Source organism: Hoeflea marina, from assembly GCF_003182275.1.
Lineage (GTDB): Bacteria > Pseudomonadota > Alphaproteobacteria > Rhizobiales > Rhizobiaceae > Hoeflea > Hoeflea marina.
The window spans coordinates 94,834-110,590 of record NZ_QGTR01000007.1 but is presented as its reverse complement, the minus strand read 5'-3'; the positions used below and the strand labels follow the sequence as shown (position 1 = coordinate 110,590).

The following is a 15,757-nucleotide window of genomic DNA, read 5'->3' as shown; positions in this document are numbered from 1 at the left end:
TCTTGGTTTTGAGTGCGGCTGTCGCCGGATCGCCCGTGTTCGGGGTTCCCGCAGGGGCGCGTCGCAGCGAAATGAAACGATCAGGGTTCGCCATGCTCAATGCGCCACGGCCGCGGCCGCGGCCTCGTCGATGAGGCGACCGGAGCGGAACCGGTCGAGCGTGAAGCCGGCGTTGATCCTGTGCGGCTCGTCGCGGGCGATGGTGTGGGCAAAGACATGCGCCGAGCCCGGAGTCGCCTTGAAACCGCCGGTGCCCCAGCCGCAATTGACGAAAAGCCCCGGCACCGGCGTCTTGCCGACGATCGGCGAGCGGTCCGGCGTCACATCGACGATGCCGCCCCAGGAGCGCAGCATCTTCATGCGGTTGAAGATCGGGAACATCTCGCAGATGGCGTCGAGCGTGTGACTGAGGATGTGCAGCCCGCCGGTCTGCGAATAGGACGTGTACTGGTCGGTGCCGGCGCCGATGACCAGTTCGCCCTTGTCGGACTGGGAAATGTAGGCATGCACGGTGTTCGACATCACCACGCAGGGAAAGATCGGCTTGACCGGCTCGGAAACGAGCGCCTGCAGCGGAAAGCTTTCGAGCGGCATGCGCACGCCGGCCATCTCCATGATCACCGATGTGTGGCCCGCGGCAACAACGCCGACTTTCCTGGCGCCGATGAAGCCGCGCGTCGTGTCGACGCCCTCGACAGCTCCGTCCGCGCCGCGGCGCACGCCGGTGACTTCGCAGTTCTGGATCACATGCACGCCGCGGTCGGCGGCGCCGCGGGCATAGCCCCAGGCCACCGCGTCGTGGCGGGCGACCCCGCCGCGGCGCTGCAGGGCGGCGCCCATGACCGGATAGCGGGCCGTCTGCGAGATGTTGAGCGGCGGGCAGAACGCCTTCGCCTGTTCCGGCGTCATCCATTCGTTGTCGACGCCGTTGAGTCGGTTGGCGTGGATGTGGCGCTTCGCACCCTGCACGTCATGGACATTGTGCGAGAGCATCATCACGCCGCGGGCCGAATACATCACATTGTAATTGAGGTCCTGCGACAGGCCCTCCCAGAGATTGAGCGCGTGATTGTACAGCCCGGCGCTCTCGTCATAGAGATAGTTCGAGCGGATGATGGTGGTGTTGCGTCCGGTGTTGCCGCCGCCAAGCCAGCCCTTCTCGATCACCGCGATGTTGGTGATGCCGTGCTCCTTGGCCAGATAGTAAGCGGTGCCGAGACCGTGGCCGCCGGCGCCGACGATGATGACGTCGTACTCCTTCTTCGGCTCCGGCGAAGTCCACTGCTTGTCCCACCCCTTGTGTCCACGCATCGCCTCCCGGGCGACGGCGAAGATCGAATATTTGCGCATGGCGTCAGCTCCAACAATCCGGGACAATTCAGGCATGAAAAGCAAATTCCGTGTCGCGGCAAAGGCCCCTTTGCGACTCCGGAAGCCGCAGAGACGTCGCACGATTTCGAGCCTGGATCAATTCGCCCTGCGCGGCCGCCCGTTAACCCTTGCGAACCACCAAATGCGGCAAAAACCCGCACCAAAGGTGCCGCGACCGGGTCCGGAAATCGAAAACCCACTGGACTCGGGAAACCAAAACTGGTATCCGCCACGTCAATCGTAACGCTACCCGGCCGAACGAACAATTGTTTGTTTGTCCGAAAGCAATTTTCAGCCAACGAAAAACTCGAAGGAACGGGATCAACGTGCAGGTACTTGTCCGCGATAACAATGTCGATCAGGCGCTCCGCGCTCTGAAAAAGAAGATGCAGCGCGAAGGCATTTTCCGCGAAATGAAGATGCGCGATTTTTACGAGAAGCCTTCCCAGAAGCGCGCCCGTGAGAAGGCAGAAGCCGTGCGCCGCGTGCGCAAGCTTGCCCGCAAGCGCGCCCAGCGCGAAGGCCTCATCGGCGGTGGCCGTCCGGTCGCGGCGCCCGCACGCTGAACTTGCCGTTTTTTTGCCTGATTGGGCAATGATAAGAGACGAGGCGGGGACGATTCATTCGTTGCCGCCTTTTTCATGGAATTTTGTCAGTTGCGATGCTGGCGGCGGAATGAGGTATGGCGTGGCAGACATGACAAACCGGCGCGACGCCCGATTGGGCGGTCATCAGATTGCCATGCTCGCCGCCATGGCGGCACTCGGTCTGGCCCTGTCGGGCTGCGCCACCACGAGCACTCCGGTCGACGCCATCCAGCTCGACAGCGCCCAGGGCACCAGCGAGAACATCTCGTCGCTGACGGATGTGATCCGGCGCAATCCGAGCGACCCCGAGGGCTACAATGTCCGCGGTGCTGCCTATGGCCGCAGCGGCCAGTTCAGCAATGCGCTCGCCGATTTCGACATGGCCATCAAGCTCAAGCCGGGCTTCTACCAGGCCTACGCCAACCGCGCGCTGATCCAGCGCAACACCGGAAATGTCGCCGAAGCCGCCAACGACTACAACCGGGCCCTGCAGATCAATCCGCGCTACGATGTCGCCTATATCGGTCGCGGCAACCTCTACCGTCAGGCCGGGCGCATCAACGAGGCGGCTGCCGACTACGACCGCGCAATTGACCTCGACACCACCGACCCGCGCGCCTACCACAACCGCGGCCTGATCTTCCAGCTGCGCGGCCAGCACGAGAAGGCGATCGAGGATTTCTCCAACTCCATCTCGCTGGCGCCCAACTCCCCCGAGCCCTACAATGGCAGGGGAATTTCCTATGTGGCGCTCAACGACGACGACAATGCCTTCGCGGATTTCAACCGGGCCATCGATCTCAATGCCAAGGTTGCGGAATCCTGGGCCAACCAGGCCCTGATCTATGAGCGCCGTGGCGAGAAGGCCAAGGCGATCCGCTCCTACTCCCATGCGGTGCAGCTGGATCCGAAGTACAAGCCGGCGACCGACGGCCTGGCAAGGGTCCGCTAAAGCCCATCGCATGAGCTCAGATTCACGCGATGTGCTTTAGCTCTATGATTTTGCATGTCGTGGTCCCGAAACCGCTGCACACTTTCGGGCGACATGCATTAGGCCCATTGGGCAAGCAACCGCGGAACCTGCCCATACATTTTATCCCAGGGGCTTGGGCCTTTAACGGCGCCTGCCCCACGCACATTCCACTTGATGCATAGAGACGGATAAGCCTCTGGCCTATGCCTGCAGCGCTCAGTGAGACCCCCTGAAGACTGCTGGCATAAGCATCTGGGCCAATTGCAGATGCGGTATCTACAAATGGTGCAGTTTCAGGCCGCCTGACGATCGCCGGCACTGACCTGGCTGTCGAATTCGGGGACGCTGCTCTTGTTTCCGACTGCATCGGCGACCACAACCTCGGCGCTGCTGCGCGGGAACTGTGTGGTGCGGAAAATCTGATCCGCCACCATTAGCGTCTGGGTGAATTCCCGGCCGGGAAAACGCCGGACCGGGATCGCGCCGCCGCCAGATCGTTGCTTGCCAGGTCCAGCATTTGTATTGACATTTTGGGTCAGTAGCGCCGCTGCCTTTGCATCGCGCGGCGCGAAGGCGACAACCGTACCGTCGACCTCATAGCTCAGCCTGAGTTGCCAATACCAGATCGTCGATTCCGGCTTGTCAGTGGTTGCGTCGAAGGTTGTCGACAACGTCGTCTTGCTGCTCGTCTGAATTGACTGCCGCGTCACGGCCGACAGGGTCGTCGAAATCATTGCGCCAAGGTTGAGACTCGGCACGCCGAGATCTACTCCGATGGTTGCGGCGAAGGAACGCTCCTCTTCGCTACTGGTGACGATCCCCATTTCTTCAGTCAACTGCTGCGTGATGGGCGTATCCCTGCTGATCGTTGTGGCAAACACCAGATTCCACTGGCCATAGACCTGCAGGTTCATTGCCCGGCGGTCGAAGTTCAGAAATTGCCCGTCCTGTCGTATGAAGGCATAGAGCGGTTCCGCGATGACATCAGGAATGGGATCCTGCTTGGGGTCGTTGAGCAGCACTCGATCGCCCACTGACGGCGGGATTTCGTTGATATTCGTGGGCGCTGGAGGTGGTGTGGTCATGATGAAGGGCATGGTCTTTCCTTTCCTGTTGAAGCCATTCTGCATGGGCCCGCCTGCGACAGAGGCCCAACCAAAAGCCTGAAGGAAAACGCTGGAACCGACCAGACACCTGCGACTAACGAGACGTTACGCTCCGCGCAACGCCGCTAATCCGCAGATTGTCCGCCGCATGCATTCATGAGATTATGCCCTCCCGGGTTGTGGGAAGGAGCAGAAGCTGCATGCCTCTCAATGCGAATTCGCCAGGAGACCGACATGGAAATGCACCAGATCCGCTATTTTCTGATGGCCTGCGAGACACTGAATTTCACCCGCGCGGCGCAACGTTGCGAAGTTTCGGTGCCGTCGCTGACGCGCGCCATACAAGCCTTGGAAGATGAATTTGGTGGCCAGCTTTTTCGCCGCGAACGCAGCCTCACCCATCTCACCGATCTCGGGCGTCTTATGCGCCAGCATCTGGGTGCCGCACGGGAAGCGACGGAGGCCGCGCGACGCGATGCCCGCCGCTATGCGGATGCTGACACGGCTTTGAAGCTAGGCGTTGTCGCAACAATGCCCGCACGTCATCTGACAGGGTATCTGCGGACCCTTGGAGAAGCCGCCTCGGAATTGCGTCTTCATGTCTGGGAGGCCAACTGCGAGGAACTGACTGAAGCGCTCCGGCATGGCGAAATTGACATCGCCATAAGCACCGCAGCAAATTTCGATGACTGGATGCGGCCGACCCCATTGTTTCGCGAGCGCTACATGGTGGCATTCCCGCCCGGTCATCGCTTTGAGCAAATGAACGCGGTACCCCTCTCAGAATTCGAAGGCGAAGCCTATGTCAAACGGCTGCACTGCGAGTTTCCCAGCAACTTTGCGCGCCTTGACATAGCAAGACCCTATCAGACCGTGGAGATCCGATATGTCGGCGAACGTGAGGACTGGGTTCAGGCGATGGTGAATGCCGCCCTCGGCATTACCGTCATGCCGGAATTCCTGCCGATGCAGAACGGGATTCAAACCCGTCTGGTGGTCGAGCCGGAGGTCTATCGCCAGGTCAGTCTTGTTACCGTGGCTGGACGACCGCACTCCCGACCCGTTGCGCTGGCTGTCCGCACGGCGCGATCATTCCCCTGGCAGTCAATCGGTGGCCAATAGCCACTCTTCGCAGCGCGCGGCCGGATGGCTGCCACTGACCGAAAAGGCCCGCAGGCCATAGCGTGCGGGCCGATGTGATCCCAATGTTGAGGATCAGTGATCCATCGCCTTGACGATATCGTCGGTCATCTTCTTGGCGTCGCCGAGCAGCATCATGGTGCCGTCCTTGTAGAACAGCGTGTTGTCGATCCCGGCATAACCGGAGCCGAGCGAGCGCTTGACGAAGAGGCAGGTCTTGGCCTTGTCGACATCGAGGATCGGCATGCCGTAGATCGGCGACGTCTTGTCGTCGCGCGCCGCCGGGTTGGTGACGTCGTTGGCACCGATCACGTAGGCGACGTCTGCCTGGGCGAATTCCGAGTTGATGTCCTCGAGTTCGAACACCTCGTCGTAGGGCACGTTGGCTTCCGCCAGGAGCACGTTCATGTGGCCGGGCATGCGGCCAGCGACCGGGTGGATGGCGTATTTGACCTCGACACCGTTTGCCTTGAGCTTGTCTGCCAGCTCGCGCACCGCGTGCTGCGCCTGGGCCACCGCCATTCCGTAGCCGGGCACGATGATGACCTTGGAGGCGTTCATCATCAGGAAGGCCGCGTCGTCGGCCGATCCAAGCTTGACGCTGCGGTCGATGTCGTCGCCGCCGGCGGCGGCGGCTTCACCGCCGAAGCCGCCGAGAATGACCGAAATGAAGGAGCGGTTCATCGCCTTGCACATGATGTAGGACAGGATCGCGCCCGACGATCCCACCAGGGCACCGGTGATGATCAGCGCCAGGTTGCCCAACGTGAAGCCGATGCCCGCGGCTGCCCATCCTGAATAGGAGTTGAGCATCGAGACCACCACCGGCATGTCGGCGCCGCCGATCGGAATGATCAGCAGCACGCCGAGGGCCAGCGCGCAGAGAACGATCAGCCAGAACACGGTGTGGCTTTCGGTGGCGACCAGGATGGCGATGAAGACGACGATGGCGATCGCCAGCCCGGCATTGAGCACATGGCGCATCGGCAGCATGATCGGCTTGCCGGACATGCGGCCGTCGAGCTTGAGGAAGGCGATGATCGAGCCGGTGAAGGTCACCGCGCCGATGGCGACGCCGAGCGACATTTCCACCAGAGCCTGACCGTGGATCTGCCCCACCTCGCCGATGCCGAAGGCGTGCGGCGAATAGAGCGCGGCGGCGGCCACCAGCACGGCGGCCAGGCCGACCAGCGAATGGAAGCCGGCCACCAGCTGCGGCATCGAGGTCATCGGGATCTTGCGCGCGATCCAGGCGCCCGCGCCACCGCCGGCCGCGATGCCGACGAGGATCAGCCCGAGGCTGCTCAGCGACGGCTTGGCCAGAAGCAGCGTGGTGACGATGGCAATTCCCATGCCGACCATTCCGTAGGTGTTGCCCTGCCGGCTGGTGGTCGGATGCGAAAGCCCGCGCAGCGCCATGATGAACAGCACGCCGGAGACAAGATAGAGGAAAGCTGCAAGGTTCTCGGACATCAGCTTTCCCTCACTTCTCTTTTTTCTTGTACATGGCCAGCATGCGCTGGGTCACGAGGAAGCCGCCGAAGATGTTCACCGAGGCAAGCACCAGCGCGACAAAGCCAAATCCGGTCGCCATCCCTGTCGCCGAGGCGCCGACGGCCAGCAGCGCGCCGACGACGATGACCGACGAGATCGCATTGGTCACGGCCATGAGCGGGGTATGCAGGGCCGGAGTCACCGACCAGACGACGTAGTAGCCGACGAAGATCGCCAGGATGAAGATGGCGAAGCGGAAGATGAAGGGATCGATCACTCCTCCGGTGGCCACATGGGCGGCGGCGGCGGCGCCGTCGGCGACTGCCTGCGACTGGGCGGCGGTGCGAACCGCCTCAAGCGCCTGGTCGAGGTTTTCGAGGGCTGTGTCGAGCACGGTTCCGGCCATCACTCTGCTCCCTTGCTGGTCTGGCCGCCAAAGGCGGGATGGACGATGGCGCCGGCATGGGTGAGCGCCGTGGCCTTGACCAGCTCGTCATCCATGTTGACTTTGACCGACCCGGATTCCTTGTCGACCATGGTTTCCAGGAATGTGTACAGGTTCTTGGCGTAGAGCAGCGACGCACTGGCGGCGATGCGGCCCGGCAGGTTCAGCAGTCCGATGACCGTGACGCCGTCGATGACGACCGTCTCGCCGGGCCTGGCGCCCTCGATGTTGCCGCCGCGCTCGACGGCCAGATCGACGGCCACGGAGCCCGGCTTCATGCCCTTGAGCATGTCGCGCGATATCAGCCTCGGCGCCGGACGTCCGGGGATGAGCGCCGTGGTCACCACGATGTCCTGCTTGGAGATGTGGTCGGCGACGAGGGCGGCCTGCTTGGCCTGGTATTCCTTCGACATTTCCTTGGCGTAGCCGCCGGCGGTCTCGGCCGCCTTGAACTCGTCGTCCTCGACCGCGATGAACTTGGCGCCGAGCGAGGCAACCTGCTCCTTGGCCGCGGGGCGAACATCGGTGGCCGAAACCGCGGCGCCGAGCCGGCGGGCGGTGGCGATGGCCTGAAGTCCGGCGACGCCGGCGCCCATCACGAACACCTTGGCGGCCGCCACCGTGCCGGCCGCCGTCATCATCATCGGCATGGCGCGGCCGAAGCTGTGCGCCGCCTCGATGACCGCCTGGTATCCGGCCAGGTTTGCCTGGGACGACAGCACATCCATCGACTGCGCCCGGGTAATGCGCGGCATCAGCTCCATGGCAAAGGCGGTCACGCCGGCCTTGGCAAGGGCGGCCAGTGCCGGTTCGTTGCCATAGGGATCCATCTGCGCCAACACGATGGCGCCTGCCTTGAGCGACTTGATGTCGGTGTCGGACGGGCGGCGCACGCGCAGCACCACATCGGCCTTCTTGGCGTCGGCCGCGGTTCCGATCCGGGCTCCCGCCGCCTGGAAGGCCTCGTCGGATATCTGCGATCCTGCCCCCGCGCCTTTCTGGACGATCACGTCCAGGCCCAGCGCCGTCATTCTCTTCACGGTATCCGGTGACGCGGCGACTCGCGGTTCGAGCGCGTCGGATTCCTTGGCTATGTAGACAGTATCACCCACAACAAGCCCCTCCATTTGCTGGCAATCATCTGCTCGGGCCGGGCCAGGCAGCGCTACGGCTTCAGCAATTCAGCTCAACGCATCAGATAGCTGATGCCGGCAGCCAGAACCACGAAGGTCAGGAAGCTGACGATGGCGCCTGCGCCGGTGAAGAAGAAGACCGCCATTGCGATCAGCAGCGCGATGATGTGGATCGTGCCGTATTTTGCCATGGCCAGAAAGCCGCCATAGGTCTTGTCGTGTTCGGAATAATCCATTGCCGCGCCGGTTTCGGCTGCACCGCCAACATGTTCAGACATGGTGTTCTCCCATTGATCCAGATACAGACGGCTTACACAAACGCATCTCGATGTGCAATGGAGAAGGGCGCCCCGGCGCCATCGTCATCGTTCAATTGCGTCACCCAGCGCAGCTCCGCCGGGTCGAGCCGGTCAGTTCAGCCGTTCGAATGCATACTGGGCGGTCGGTCGCACGGTCAGTGACGGCATACCCAGCTGGGCCTGCGGCGCAAACATCAGGCGCCGCTCTATGGGCTTGGAATTGAAGAAGGGGAAGCGGTCATAGATGTTCTGCAGATCGGCAATCCTGTCGGACCAGTGCAGCTCGATATTGCTGCCGTACTTCGGAAAGTAGCGGGGCTCGACCATCGGCTTGAAATTGAAGATACGCTTGTAGAACGCTCGGTGGTTGGGCTTGATCACCGACAGGCAGTAATCGGTCTGGAAATAGTCTGTCGCCATGGTGACGATCCGCAATGTCAGATAGGGCAGCATCGGATATTCCCGCATGATTGCAGGATCAGCGGCAAAGCGCACCGGGTCGATGAAGGTGTGCCCCGCGTCGAGCAGCGGATTCATGACGTCGGGAAAGTGGGCCACGGCCACCGAATCGCGCTCGCTGGATGTAACGTGATGGATGCGAAGCGTCGACACCAGCCGCTCGTCGAAATAGATGCCCAGGATATGGGCATTCGGCTTGAAATCGAGATCGTCGATCAGGATTGTCCCGTCCGGCGGTGCCAGGCCGACGGAGGACATGGCCCGGTAGCGGATCCTCGCGATGTCCTCGAGATCCTCGGTGGATTCGATGCGTCGATACTCGATGTTGTTCAGGAAGCGCATCACATTTGCGCCAAACCGGGACGCAACCGGTTTCTCGACAGTCCTATCTAGCATCACAGCCCCCGGTGGATATCCGATGAGTGGAGCTTATCCTTAATAGGAGGTTAATCAATCAAAATTGAATGATTTCGAAGTCCGGAAATTCAGTTATGGTTAATAAACTCAATGGTTAGGGGGCTTCGGCCGGCCCGGCTGTCAAAAAGCACCTGCAACTTCCTCTGGTGAAAAGCAGGCGGCGGACAGCCGCGCGCAGCCTGCAAAATGGTCCCGATTTGCCCACGCCGGATGTGCGGGACGCCCGCGCCGGTCCGGATCAGTTCCGTCCGGCGTCCCGGTGGCTGGCCATGCTGACCGGCTGCCTGCGGTAGGGACCGTTTCCAAGCTTGTTCATGAGTTCGACAAGAGCGCTGTTCGGCATCGGCATTCCGAAGATGAAGCCCTGGATGAGATCGGCACAATTGTTGTCCTGGATCAGCTTCAACTGCGCCTCGGTCTCCACGCCCTCGACCACGATGTCGAGACCGAGTTCGCGCGACAGATGCACGACACCGCGCAGCAGTTTCAGCTTGCGCTCGTCCTCGGTGATGTTCATCACGAAGGCGCGGTCGATCTTCACCTTGTTGATGGGCAGCATGTCGAGATAGCTCAGGCTGGAATAGCCGGTCCCGAAGTCATCGATGGCCATCGTGACACCCATCGAGCGCAATTCCTGCAGGATGGTCCTCACGCTTGCGAGATCATCCATCAGCGCGCTTTCGGTGATCTCGAGGTGCAGGCGCTTCGCATCCAGATTGTGGCGATCCAGCGTGTCGGCCACGACGGAGACGATTTCCCGGCTTCGAACGTCGTGCGCGGAGAGGTTGACCGAGACGAACAGGTGATCCGGCCAGGTGGCGCAATCCCGCGCCGCCTTGTTGATCATGCCGTGGGTGAGATCGCTGATGATGCCCAGCTCTTCGGCCAGGGGAATGTAGACGGCCGGCGAGATGGGTCCAAGATCCGGATGGTTCCAGCGCGAAAGCGCTTCCGCGCCGACGATCCGGGTGCCCGTGGGTTCGAACATCGGCTGATACACGATGCCCATCGTTTCGCCGCGAATGGCTTCGCGGAGATCCGCCTTAAGGCGCTGGCGCGCGGAATACTTGGCGTCCATCGATTCGACGAACAGCGACCAGCGATTCTTGTCACGCCGCTTGGCGTCGTAGAGCGCCAGATCCGCACGGATCTGCAGATCCTCGAGAATTGCCTCCCGGGCCGGAGCCAGGGCCACGCCTGCGCTGAGGCTGACATAGATCTTGTTTCCGTCGATGAGGTAGGTGCCGCGCACCGTGTCGATCACCTTGTTCATCAGTTGCGTCAGCCGCGCCGCGTCGGGAGCATCGGGGAAGAACAGGACGAACTCATCGCCGCCGAAACGCGAAACGACAAATTTGTGCCGCGCCATCGACCTCAACCGTGCCGAGATCGCGCACAGCAGCTTGTCGCCGGACACATGGCCGCGGGTATCGTTGACGTGCTTGAAGTCATCGATATCCAGCACTGCCAGGGCCACCTTGTGGTCGCCGTCGACCCTGGAGAGCTTCTCGGCCACCAGTTCGCCGAACCAGTTGCGGTTGGGCAGTTCGGTCAGGCTGTCGAACCGGGCCATGTGCAGGATCCGGTCATCCTGCTCGATCCGCGAGGTCACATCCTCGAATATCAGCACGACGCCGTTTTCGCCCCGTCTCCGCGAGGTGAATTCCAGCCATGTCTTTCGGTCGAACTTGATCAGCGTGCGTGCTTCGCCGCCGCTCGTCAGCCGTTCCAGCTGGCTGGTGATCTGTGCCAGGTTGCCGCGATCGATCTTGCCGTTGCGTGTGCCGAGCCTGAGTGCCGCCTTGAACGAGCGTCCGCGCAGATCCAGCCCGTCTTCGATATTGAAGATCTCGCGGGCCTTGTGGTTGGCGACCTCTATCCGGCCGTCGCCGTCCAGCATGAACAGCCCATGCGACATGTTGTTGAGCGCCGTGTCGAAGCGTTCAGCGATCTGGGCTGTCTCGCGTTCGGCGGTCACCGTGTTGAACAGGAAATCGCGCACCCCGTTGGCCATCGAGCGTGTGGTCAGGAAGAACGGCAGCAGCATGATTGCCAGCACGATCATGAATGGGTCGCCGGCGAGCATGAAACCGGCCATCAAGGGCAGGCATGCAGCCAGAATGATCATGTCCGCGTTCAGACGCGAGCCGAAATTGCGCCCGACGACGGAAATCATTGTCGCCATGGTCACCGAAATCGTCGCCAGTTCCGCGAAGGGATCGTTCGCCACCACCAGGGCGTAGGCGCTCATGGAGCCCAGTGTGAAAGCGATGCTGAGCGAACCCGCGACATACCACCGCTCCCACAAGAGCGTTTCGGCCAGCGTGAACTTGCTGCTGTCGCAGCGGTCGAAGGCGCGCATTCCGAGCACGCGGCAAAACCAGATGCAGAACACCGCCAGGGCGCAGAAGAGGTAGAACGGATCGTTGAGGCGCAGATACACCGCCATCGCCACGATGACATGCACGATCATGCCGGCAAACAGCGTTTCCCGCTTCTGGTAGAGCGACTCGACGAAGGAGAGCCGGACGTCGGCCGCTAGCACAGTGTTGCCCATTGGCTGCATTTTGGGACCTATTGAATCAGGCCCCCACTCTACACGGGGTTCATTAAGAATGGGTTCACCAAAAGCATTACCTGCGATTGCAATTGTCGTATAGCCTGACCTTCTCACTAGAAGATACACTTCAAGAAGAAACGTAAGTAGTAAAATTATATATTGTACTATTCTGCCGCCGACAGATCTGGAACATAGGCGTCTGTTACGAAAGAATCCCAAAGTTTTTTCTTATTTTCATCTGAAATTTGCTTACTCTTGGTTTTGACGTGCCCGTATCCTCTGATCTGAAGCGGGTAGCAAAGGAAGTCAGATGCCGCTTTCATGTTATGCGACGACAATGCCGCGGGAATTTCTTGCAATTCGGTTTCAAAATCCACAAGCAGCTTCCGCTCCATGCGCCTTTCGGTTGCATAACCGAACACATCGAAAGCCGTCCCCCGCAGCACCCGCAATCGCGCCAGGACGGAGAACAGAACTCCCATCCTGGGGCCGAAAGAGGACTTCACCGGATGCCCCGCCGAGTTCCTGCGCCCAAGGAACGGTGGCGCCAGGTGATACTCGATGCGATCATAGCTCTCGAATTGAGCCAGGATCTGCCGATTGAAACTGCCGTCCGAATAAAGCCGGGCGACCTCATATTCGTCCTTGATAGCCATCAGCTTGAACAGCGAGCGGGCGGCGGCGCGCGAAACCGCTCCCGGCGCGCCGGTCAGCCGGATTTCGGCCGCAACCACGGGCTCCAGCAGGGCCCGATAACGCAGAGCGTATCGAGCGTTCTGATAGGAGGCAAGAAAGCTCGCCCGCTTGTCGATGAGGTCCGCCACCGGTTCCGGCGCCGGCTCCCCTTCGGTCGCCCTTGCTCCGATTCGCGCAAGAACCGCCTCCGGATCATGCGCCGCGCTGCGCCCCCAGCGAAAGGCTTCGATGTTCATCTCGACGGCCTGGCCATTGAGGCGGACTGCCGCCTCGATCGACCCGGACGATAAGGGAAGCGCACCCTTCTGGCACGCCATGCCGAGCATCAGCATGTTGGCCGCCAGTGCGTTGCCAAAAAGCCGGGTGGCCGCCAGGCTTGCGTCGAAGAAGGTCGACTGCGCCGGTCCGGCCGCGGCGACGATCGCCCGCTTTATGCGTTCGGTCGGCAGCGAGAAATCGGCGTTGCGGGTGAATTCGCCGGGCATGACTTCATTGGTGTTGACGAGCACCCGGGTCTCGCCCTCCCTCACGGCCGCCAGCACCTTGCGTGACCCGGAGACCACGAGATCGCAACCGAGCACCAGGTCCGCCTTTCCGGCACTGATCCGGATGGCGGTGATGTCGGCGGGTGACGCTGCGATGCGGACATGGCTGAAGACGGCGCCGCCCTTCTGTGCAAGCCCTGCCATGTCGATCATGCCGCAGCCCTTGCCGTCCAGATGCGCGGCCATGCCGAGAATCGCACCGATGGTCACCACTCCGGTGCCGCCGATCCCGTCGATGATCGCCGCCCACCCGGCGTCGAGCGGCAGCAGGGGCGCCTCCGGCACGCCCTCGAGCGGATCGACCGCGCCGCGCGCCGCACTGGTGTCGGCCCTGCGGATGCGTCCGCCGTGAACGGTGACGAAGGAGGGGCAGAATCCGTCGAGGCAGGAGAAATCCTTGTTGCAGCTGGATTGGTCGATGCGACGCTTGCGCCCGAATTCTGTCTCCACCGGCTGCACCGAAACACAATTGGACTTCACGCCGCAATCGCCACAGCCTTCGCAGACAAGCTCGTTGATGATGACGCGCCGGTCGGGATCGGGATAGTTGCCCCGCTTGCGGCGGCGGCGCTTTTCCGCGGCACAGGTCTGGTCGTAGATCAGCACGGTGGTGCCGGGAATGTCTCGCAGTTCGCGCTGGACTTCATCCATGTCGGCGCGGTGACTGATCGTCATGCCGGACGGCCAGTTCATAGCCGTCCCGTAGCGTGAAGGGTCGTCGGACACCAGGGCAACCCGCTCCACGCCCTCCGCCCGCACCTGACGGGCGATCGCGTCGACGCTCAGCCCTCCCTCATGGGTCTGGCCTCCGGTCATGGCGACGGCATCGTTGTACAGGATCTTGTAGGTGATGTTGACGCCCGAGGCCACGGCGAAGCGAAGCGCCAGCACACCTGAGTGATTGTAGGTTCCGTCGCCAAGGTTCTGGAAAATGTGGGTTCGCTCGCTGAACGGCGCCTGGCCCACCCATTGCGCGCCCTCGCCGCCCATCTGGGTGAAGCCGACAGTGTCGCGGTCCATCCACAGCGACATGAAATGGCAACCGATCCCGGCGGCGGCGATGGACCCTTCGGGCACCTTGGTCGATGAGTTGTGCGGGCAGCCGGAGCAGAAATAGGGTGTGCGCGAGGCCACGTCGGTCATCTCGCCCAGCATGGACTGGAACTGCCGGATCCGCTTCACCTTGGCGTCGATGTCCTCGACATGGCCGACCACGCGCAGGATACGCTCGCCGATGGCAACCGCGATGTCATTCGGGTCCAGCGCCCCCTTGGCCGGGAACAGCCAGTCGCCGCGCTCGTCCCGCTTGCCCACCACCACTGGCTGGTTGGCCGTGCCGTAGAGCGCTTCGCGCAACTGGCTCTCGAGCAACGACCGCTTTTCCTCCACCACGATCACCATGTCGAGCCCCTCGACGAAGGGCTGCATGTCCTCCCGGTCGAAGGGCCAGGGGCAGGCGACCTTGAACAGGCGGATGCCCAGTTCGTTGGCGCGCCGTTCGTCGATGCCGAGATCGTCCAGCGCCTGGCGCACGTCGAGATAGTTCTTGCCGACGGTCAGGATGCCGATCCTGGCGTTGGCGCCACCGGAATAGATGATGCGGTTGAGCCCGTTGGCGCGAATGAACGCGCTGGCGGCGCCGCGCTTGTATTCGTGCAGGCGCGCCTCCTGCCCGAGGAAATCGAGCTCCCCATGGCGGCTGTTGAGACCGCCCGGCGGCATGGCGAACTCGGGGATGACAACCGACAGCCGTTCGAGCGCCGCATCGACCGAGGCGGTGGACTCGACATTGTCCTTGACGCATTTGAGGGCGGCCCACGTGCCGGCGAAGCGCGACAGGGCGAAGCCGTAGAGCCCGTAGTCAATGATCTCCTGCACGCCGGCCGGATTGAGAACCGGAATCATCGTGTCGATGAAGTTGAACTCGGTCTGATGCGCGTTGGTGGAGGATTCGGCGGTGTGGTCGTCGCCCATCAGCGCCAGCACACCGCCATGGGTGGCCGACCCGGCCAGATTGGCATGCCGGAATACGTCTCCCGCCCTGTCGACGCCCGGCCCCTTGCCGTACCAGAGCGCGAACACGCCGTCGAACTTGCCTTTTCCGTCGAGCCCGGTCTGTTGCGATCCCCAGCAGGCGGTCGCCGCCAGTTCCTCGTTGAGGCCCGGCTGGAAGACGATGTTGCGCGGCGCCAGCTGCCGCCTTGCACGCTCGATCTGCTGGTCCAGGCCGCCCAGCGGCGAGCCGCGGTAACCCGAGATGAAGCCTGCCGTATTCAGTCCGGCGCGCCGGTCCCGCTCGTGCTGCATCAGCAGCATTCGGACGACCGCCTGCGATCCGGTGACAAAGATCCGCTCCCTGTTCAGGTCAAACTTGTCATCCAGCGACACATCATGCACGGTCATCTTCATCCTCCATTGCCTGCCGATGGCGCCAGTTCGGCATGGCCGGCCGGCCGCAAGCGCGGCAGGCGCTTCCTCCGGACAGATACTTGAACCGGAACGACGACCGGTCAATCGATTTCGCTGTCATTG

At 62.1% G+C, this 15,757-nt stretch carries 12 protein-coding genes; 3 read left to right on the top strand and 9 right to left on the bottom strand.

Annotation, left to right across the window (positions count from 1 at the left end; all coding sequences use genetic code 11):
• Positions 1 to 96: 96 nt before the first annotated feature.
• Positions 97 to 1,350: a sarcosine oxidase subunit beta gene (locus DFR52_RS22165; RefSeq protein WP_110034259.1), complete on the bottom strand. Its 1,254-nt coding sequence runs from the start codon at positions 1,348 to 1,350 to the stop codon at positions 97 to 99.
• A 287-nt stretch (positions 1,351 to 1,637) separates the two neighbouring features.
• Between DFR52_RS22165 and rpsU the strand changes: the two genes are divergently transcribed.
• The gene (gene rpsU, locus DFR52_RS22160) at positions 1,638 to 1,937 is read left to right on the top strand and encodes a 30S ribosomal protein S21 (RefSeq protein ID WP_245415453.1); all 300 of its coding nucleotides are present in this window, start codon (positions 1,638 to 1,640) and stop codon (positions 1,935 to 1,937) included.
• Between the two features lie 130 nt (positions 1,938 to 2,067).
• Positions 2,068 to 2,910 carry a tetratricopeptide repeat protein gene (locus DFR52_RS22155; RefSeq protein WP_110034334.1) on the top strand — a complete coding sequence of 281 codons (843 nt, stop codon included), beginning with the start codon at positions 2,068 to 2,070 and terminating at the stop codon, positions 2,908 to 2,910.
• A 314-nt stretch (positions 2,911 to 3,224) separates the two neighbouring features.
• On the opposite strand, the gene DFR52_RS22150 is transcribed toward DFR52_RS22155, so the two are convergent.
• On the bottom strand, positions 3,225 to 4,061 hold the full coding sequence (locus DFR52_RS22150; protein ID WP_146215653.1) for a hypothetical protein: 837 nt from the start codon (positions 4,059 to 4,061) through the stop codon (positions 3,225 to 3,227).
• A 210-nt stretch (positions 4,062 to 4,271) separates the two neighbouring features.
• Between DFR52_RS22150 and DFR52_RS22145 the strand changes: the two genes are divergently transcribed.
• A complete protein-coding gene (locus DFR52_RS22145; RefSeq protein WP_158285022.1) occupies positions 4,272 to 5,159 on the top strand; it encodes a LysR family transcriptional regulator in 888 nt (295 codons plus the stop codon).
• Between the two features lie 93 nt (positions 5,160 to 5,252).
• On the opposite strand, the gene DFR52_RS22140 is transcribed toward DFR52_RS22145, so the two are convergent.
• The 7 genes from DFR52_RS22140 to DFR52_RS22110 all read right to left on the bottom strand — a co-directional run bounded on the left by DFR52_RS22140 (position 5,253) and on the right by DFR52_RS22110 (position 15,628).
• Positions 5,253 to 6,650: an NAD(P)(+) transhydrogenase (Re/Si-specific) subunit beta gene (locus tag DFR52_RS22140; protein WP_110034255.1), complete on the bottom strand. Its 1,398-nt coding sequence runs from the start codon at positions 6,648 to 6,650 to the stop codon at positions 5,253 to 5,255.
• A gap of 10 nt (positions 6,651 to 6,660) precedes the next feature.
• Entirely contained in the window at positions 6,661 to 7,077 is a 417-nt protein-coding gene (locus tag DFR52_RS22135) for an NAD(P) transhydrogenase subunit alpha part 2 (RefSeq protein WP_110034254.1), read from the bottom strand.
• Positions 7,077 to 8,243, bottom strand: a complete 1,167-nt coding sequence (locus tag DFR52_RS22130; protein WP_425351242.1) for a Re/Si-specific NAD(P)(+) transhydrogenase subunit alpha — start codon at positions 8,241 to 8,243, stop codon at positions 7,077 to 7,079. The genes DFR52_RS22135 and DFR52_RS22130 overlap by 1 nt, the downstream gene beginning before the upstream one ends.
• Before the next feature lie 59 nt (positions 8,244 to 8,302).
• Positions 8,303 to 8,527 carry an aa3-type cytochrome c oxidase subunit IV gene (locus DFR52_RS22125; RefSeq protein ID WP_110034253.1) on the bottom strand — a complete coding sequence of 75 codons (225 nt, stop codon included), beginning with the start codon at positions 8,525 to 8,527 and terminating at the stop codon, positions 8,303 to 8,305.
• Positions 8,528 to 8,659: 132 nt separating this feature from the next.
• Positions 8,660 to 9,349 (bottom strand): N-acyl amino acid synthase FeeM domain-containing protein, encoded by a 690-nt coding sequence (locus DFR52_RS22120; protein WP_110034252.1) that lies wholly within the window; start codon positions 9,347 to 9,349, stop codon positions 8,660 to 8,662.
• A gap of 313 nt (positions 9,350 to 9,662) precedes the next feature.
• Complete coding sequence (locus DFR52_RS22115) at positions 9,663 to 11,981, bottom strand: putative bifunctional diguanylate cyclase/phosphodiesterase (RefSeq protein ID WP_245415448.1); 2,319 nt, start codon at positions 11,979 to 11,981, stop codon at positions 9,663 to 9,665.
• Between the two features lie 167 nt (positions 11,982 to 12,148).
• The gene (locus tag DFR52_RS22110) at positions 12,149 to 15,628 is read right to left on the bottom strand and encodes an indolepyruvate ferredoxin oxidoreductase family protein (RefSeq protein ID WP_110034332.1); all 3,480 of its coding nucleotides are present in this window, start codon (positions 15,626 to 15,628) and stop codon (positions 12,149 to 12,151) included.
• Positions 15,629 to 15,757: the final 129 nt, after the last annotated feature.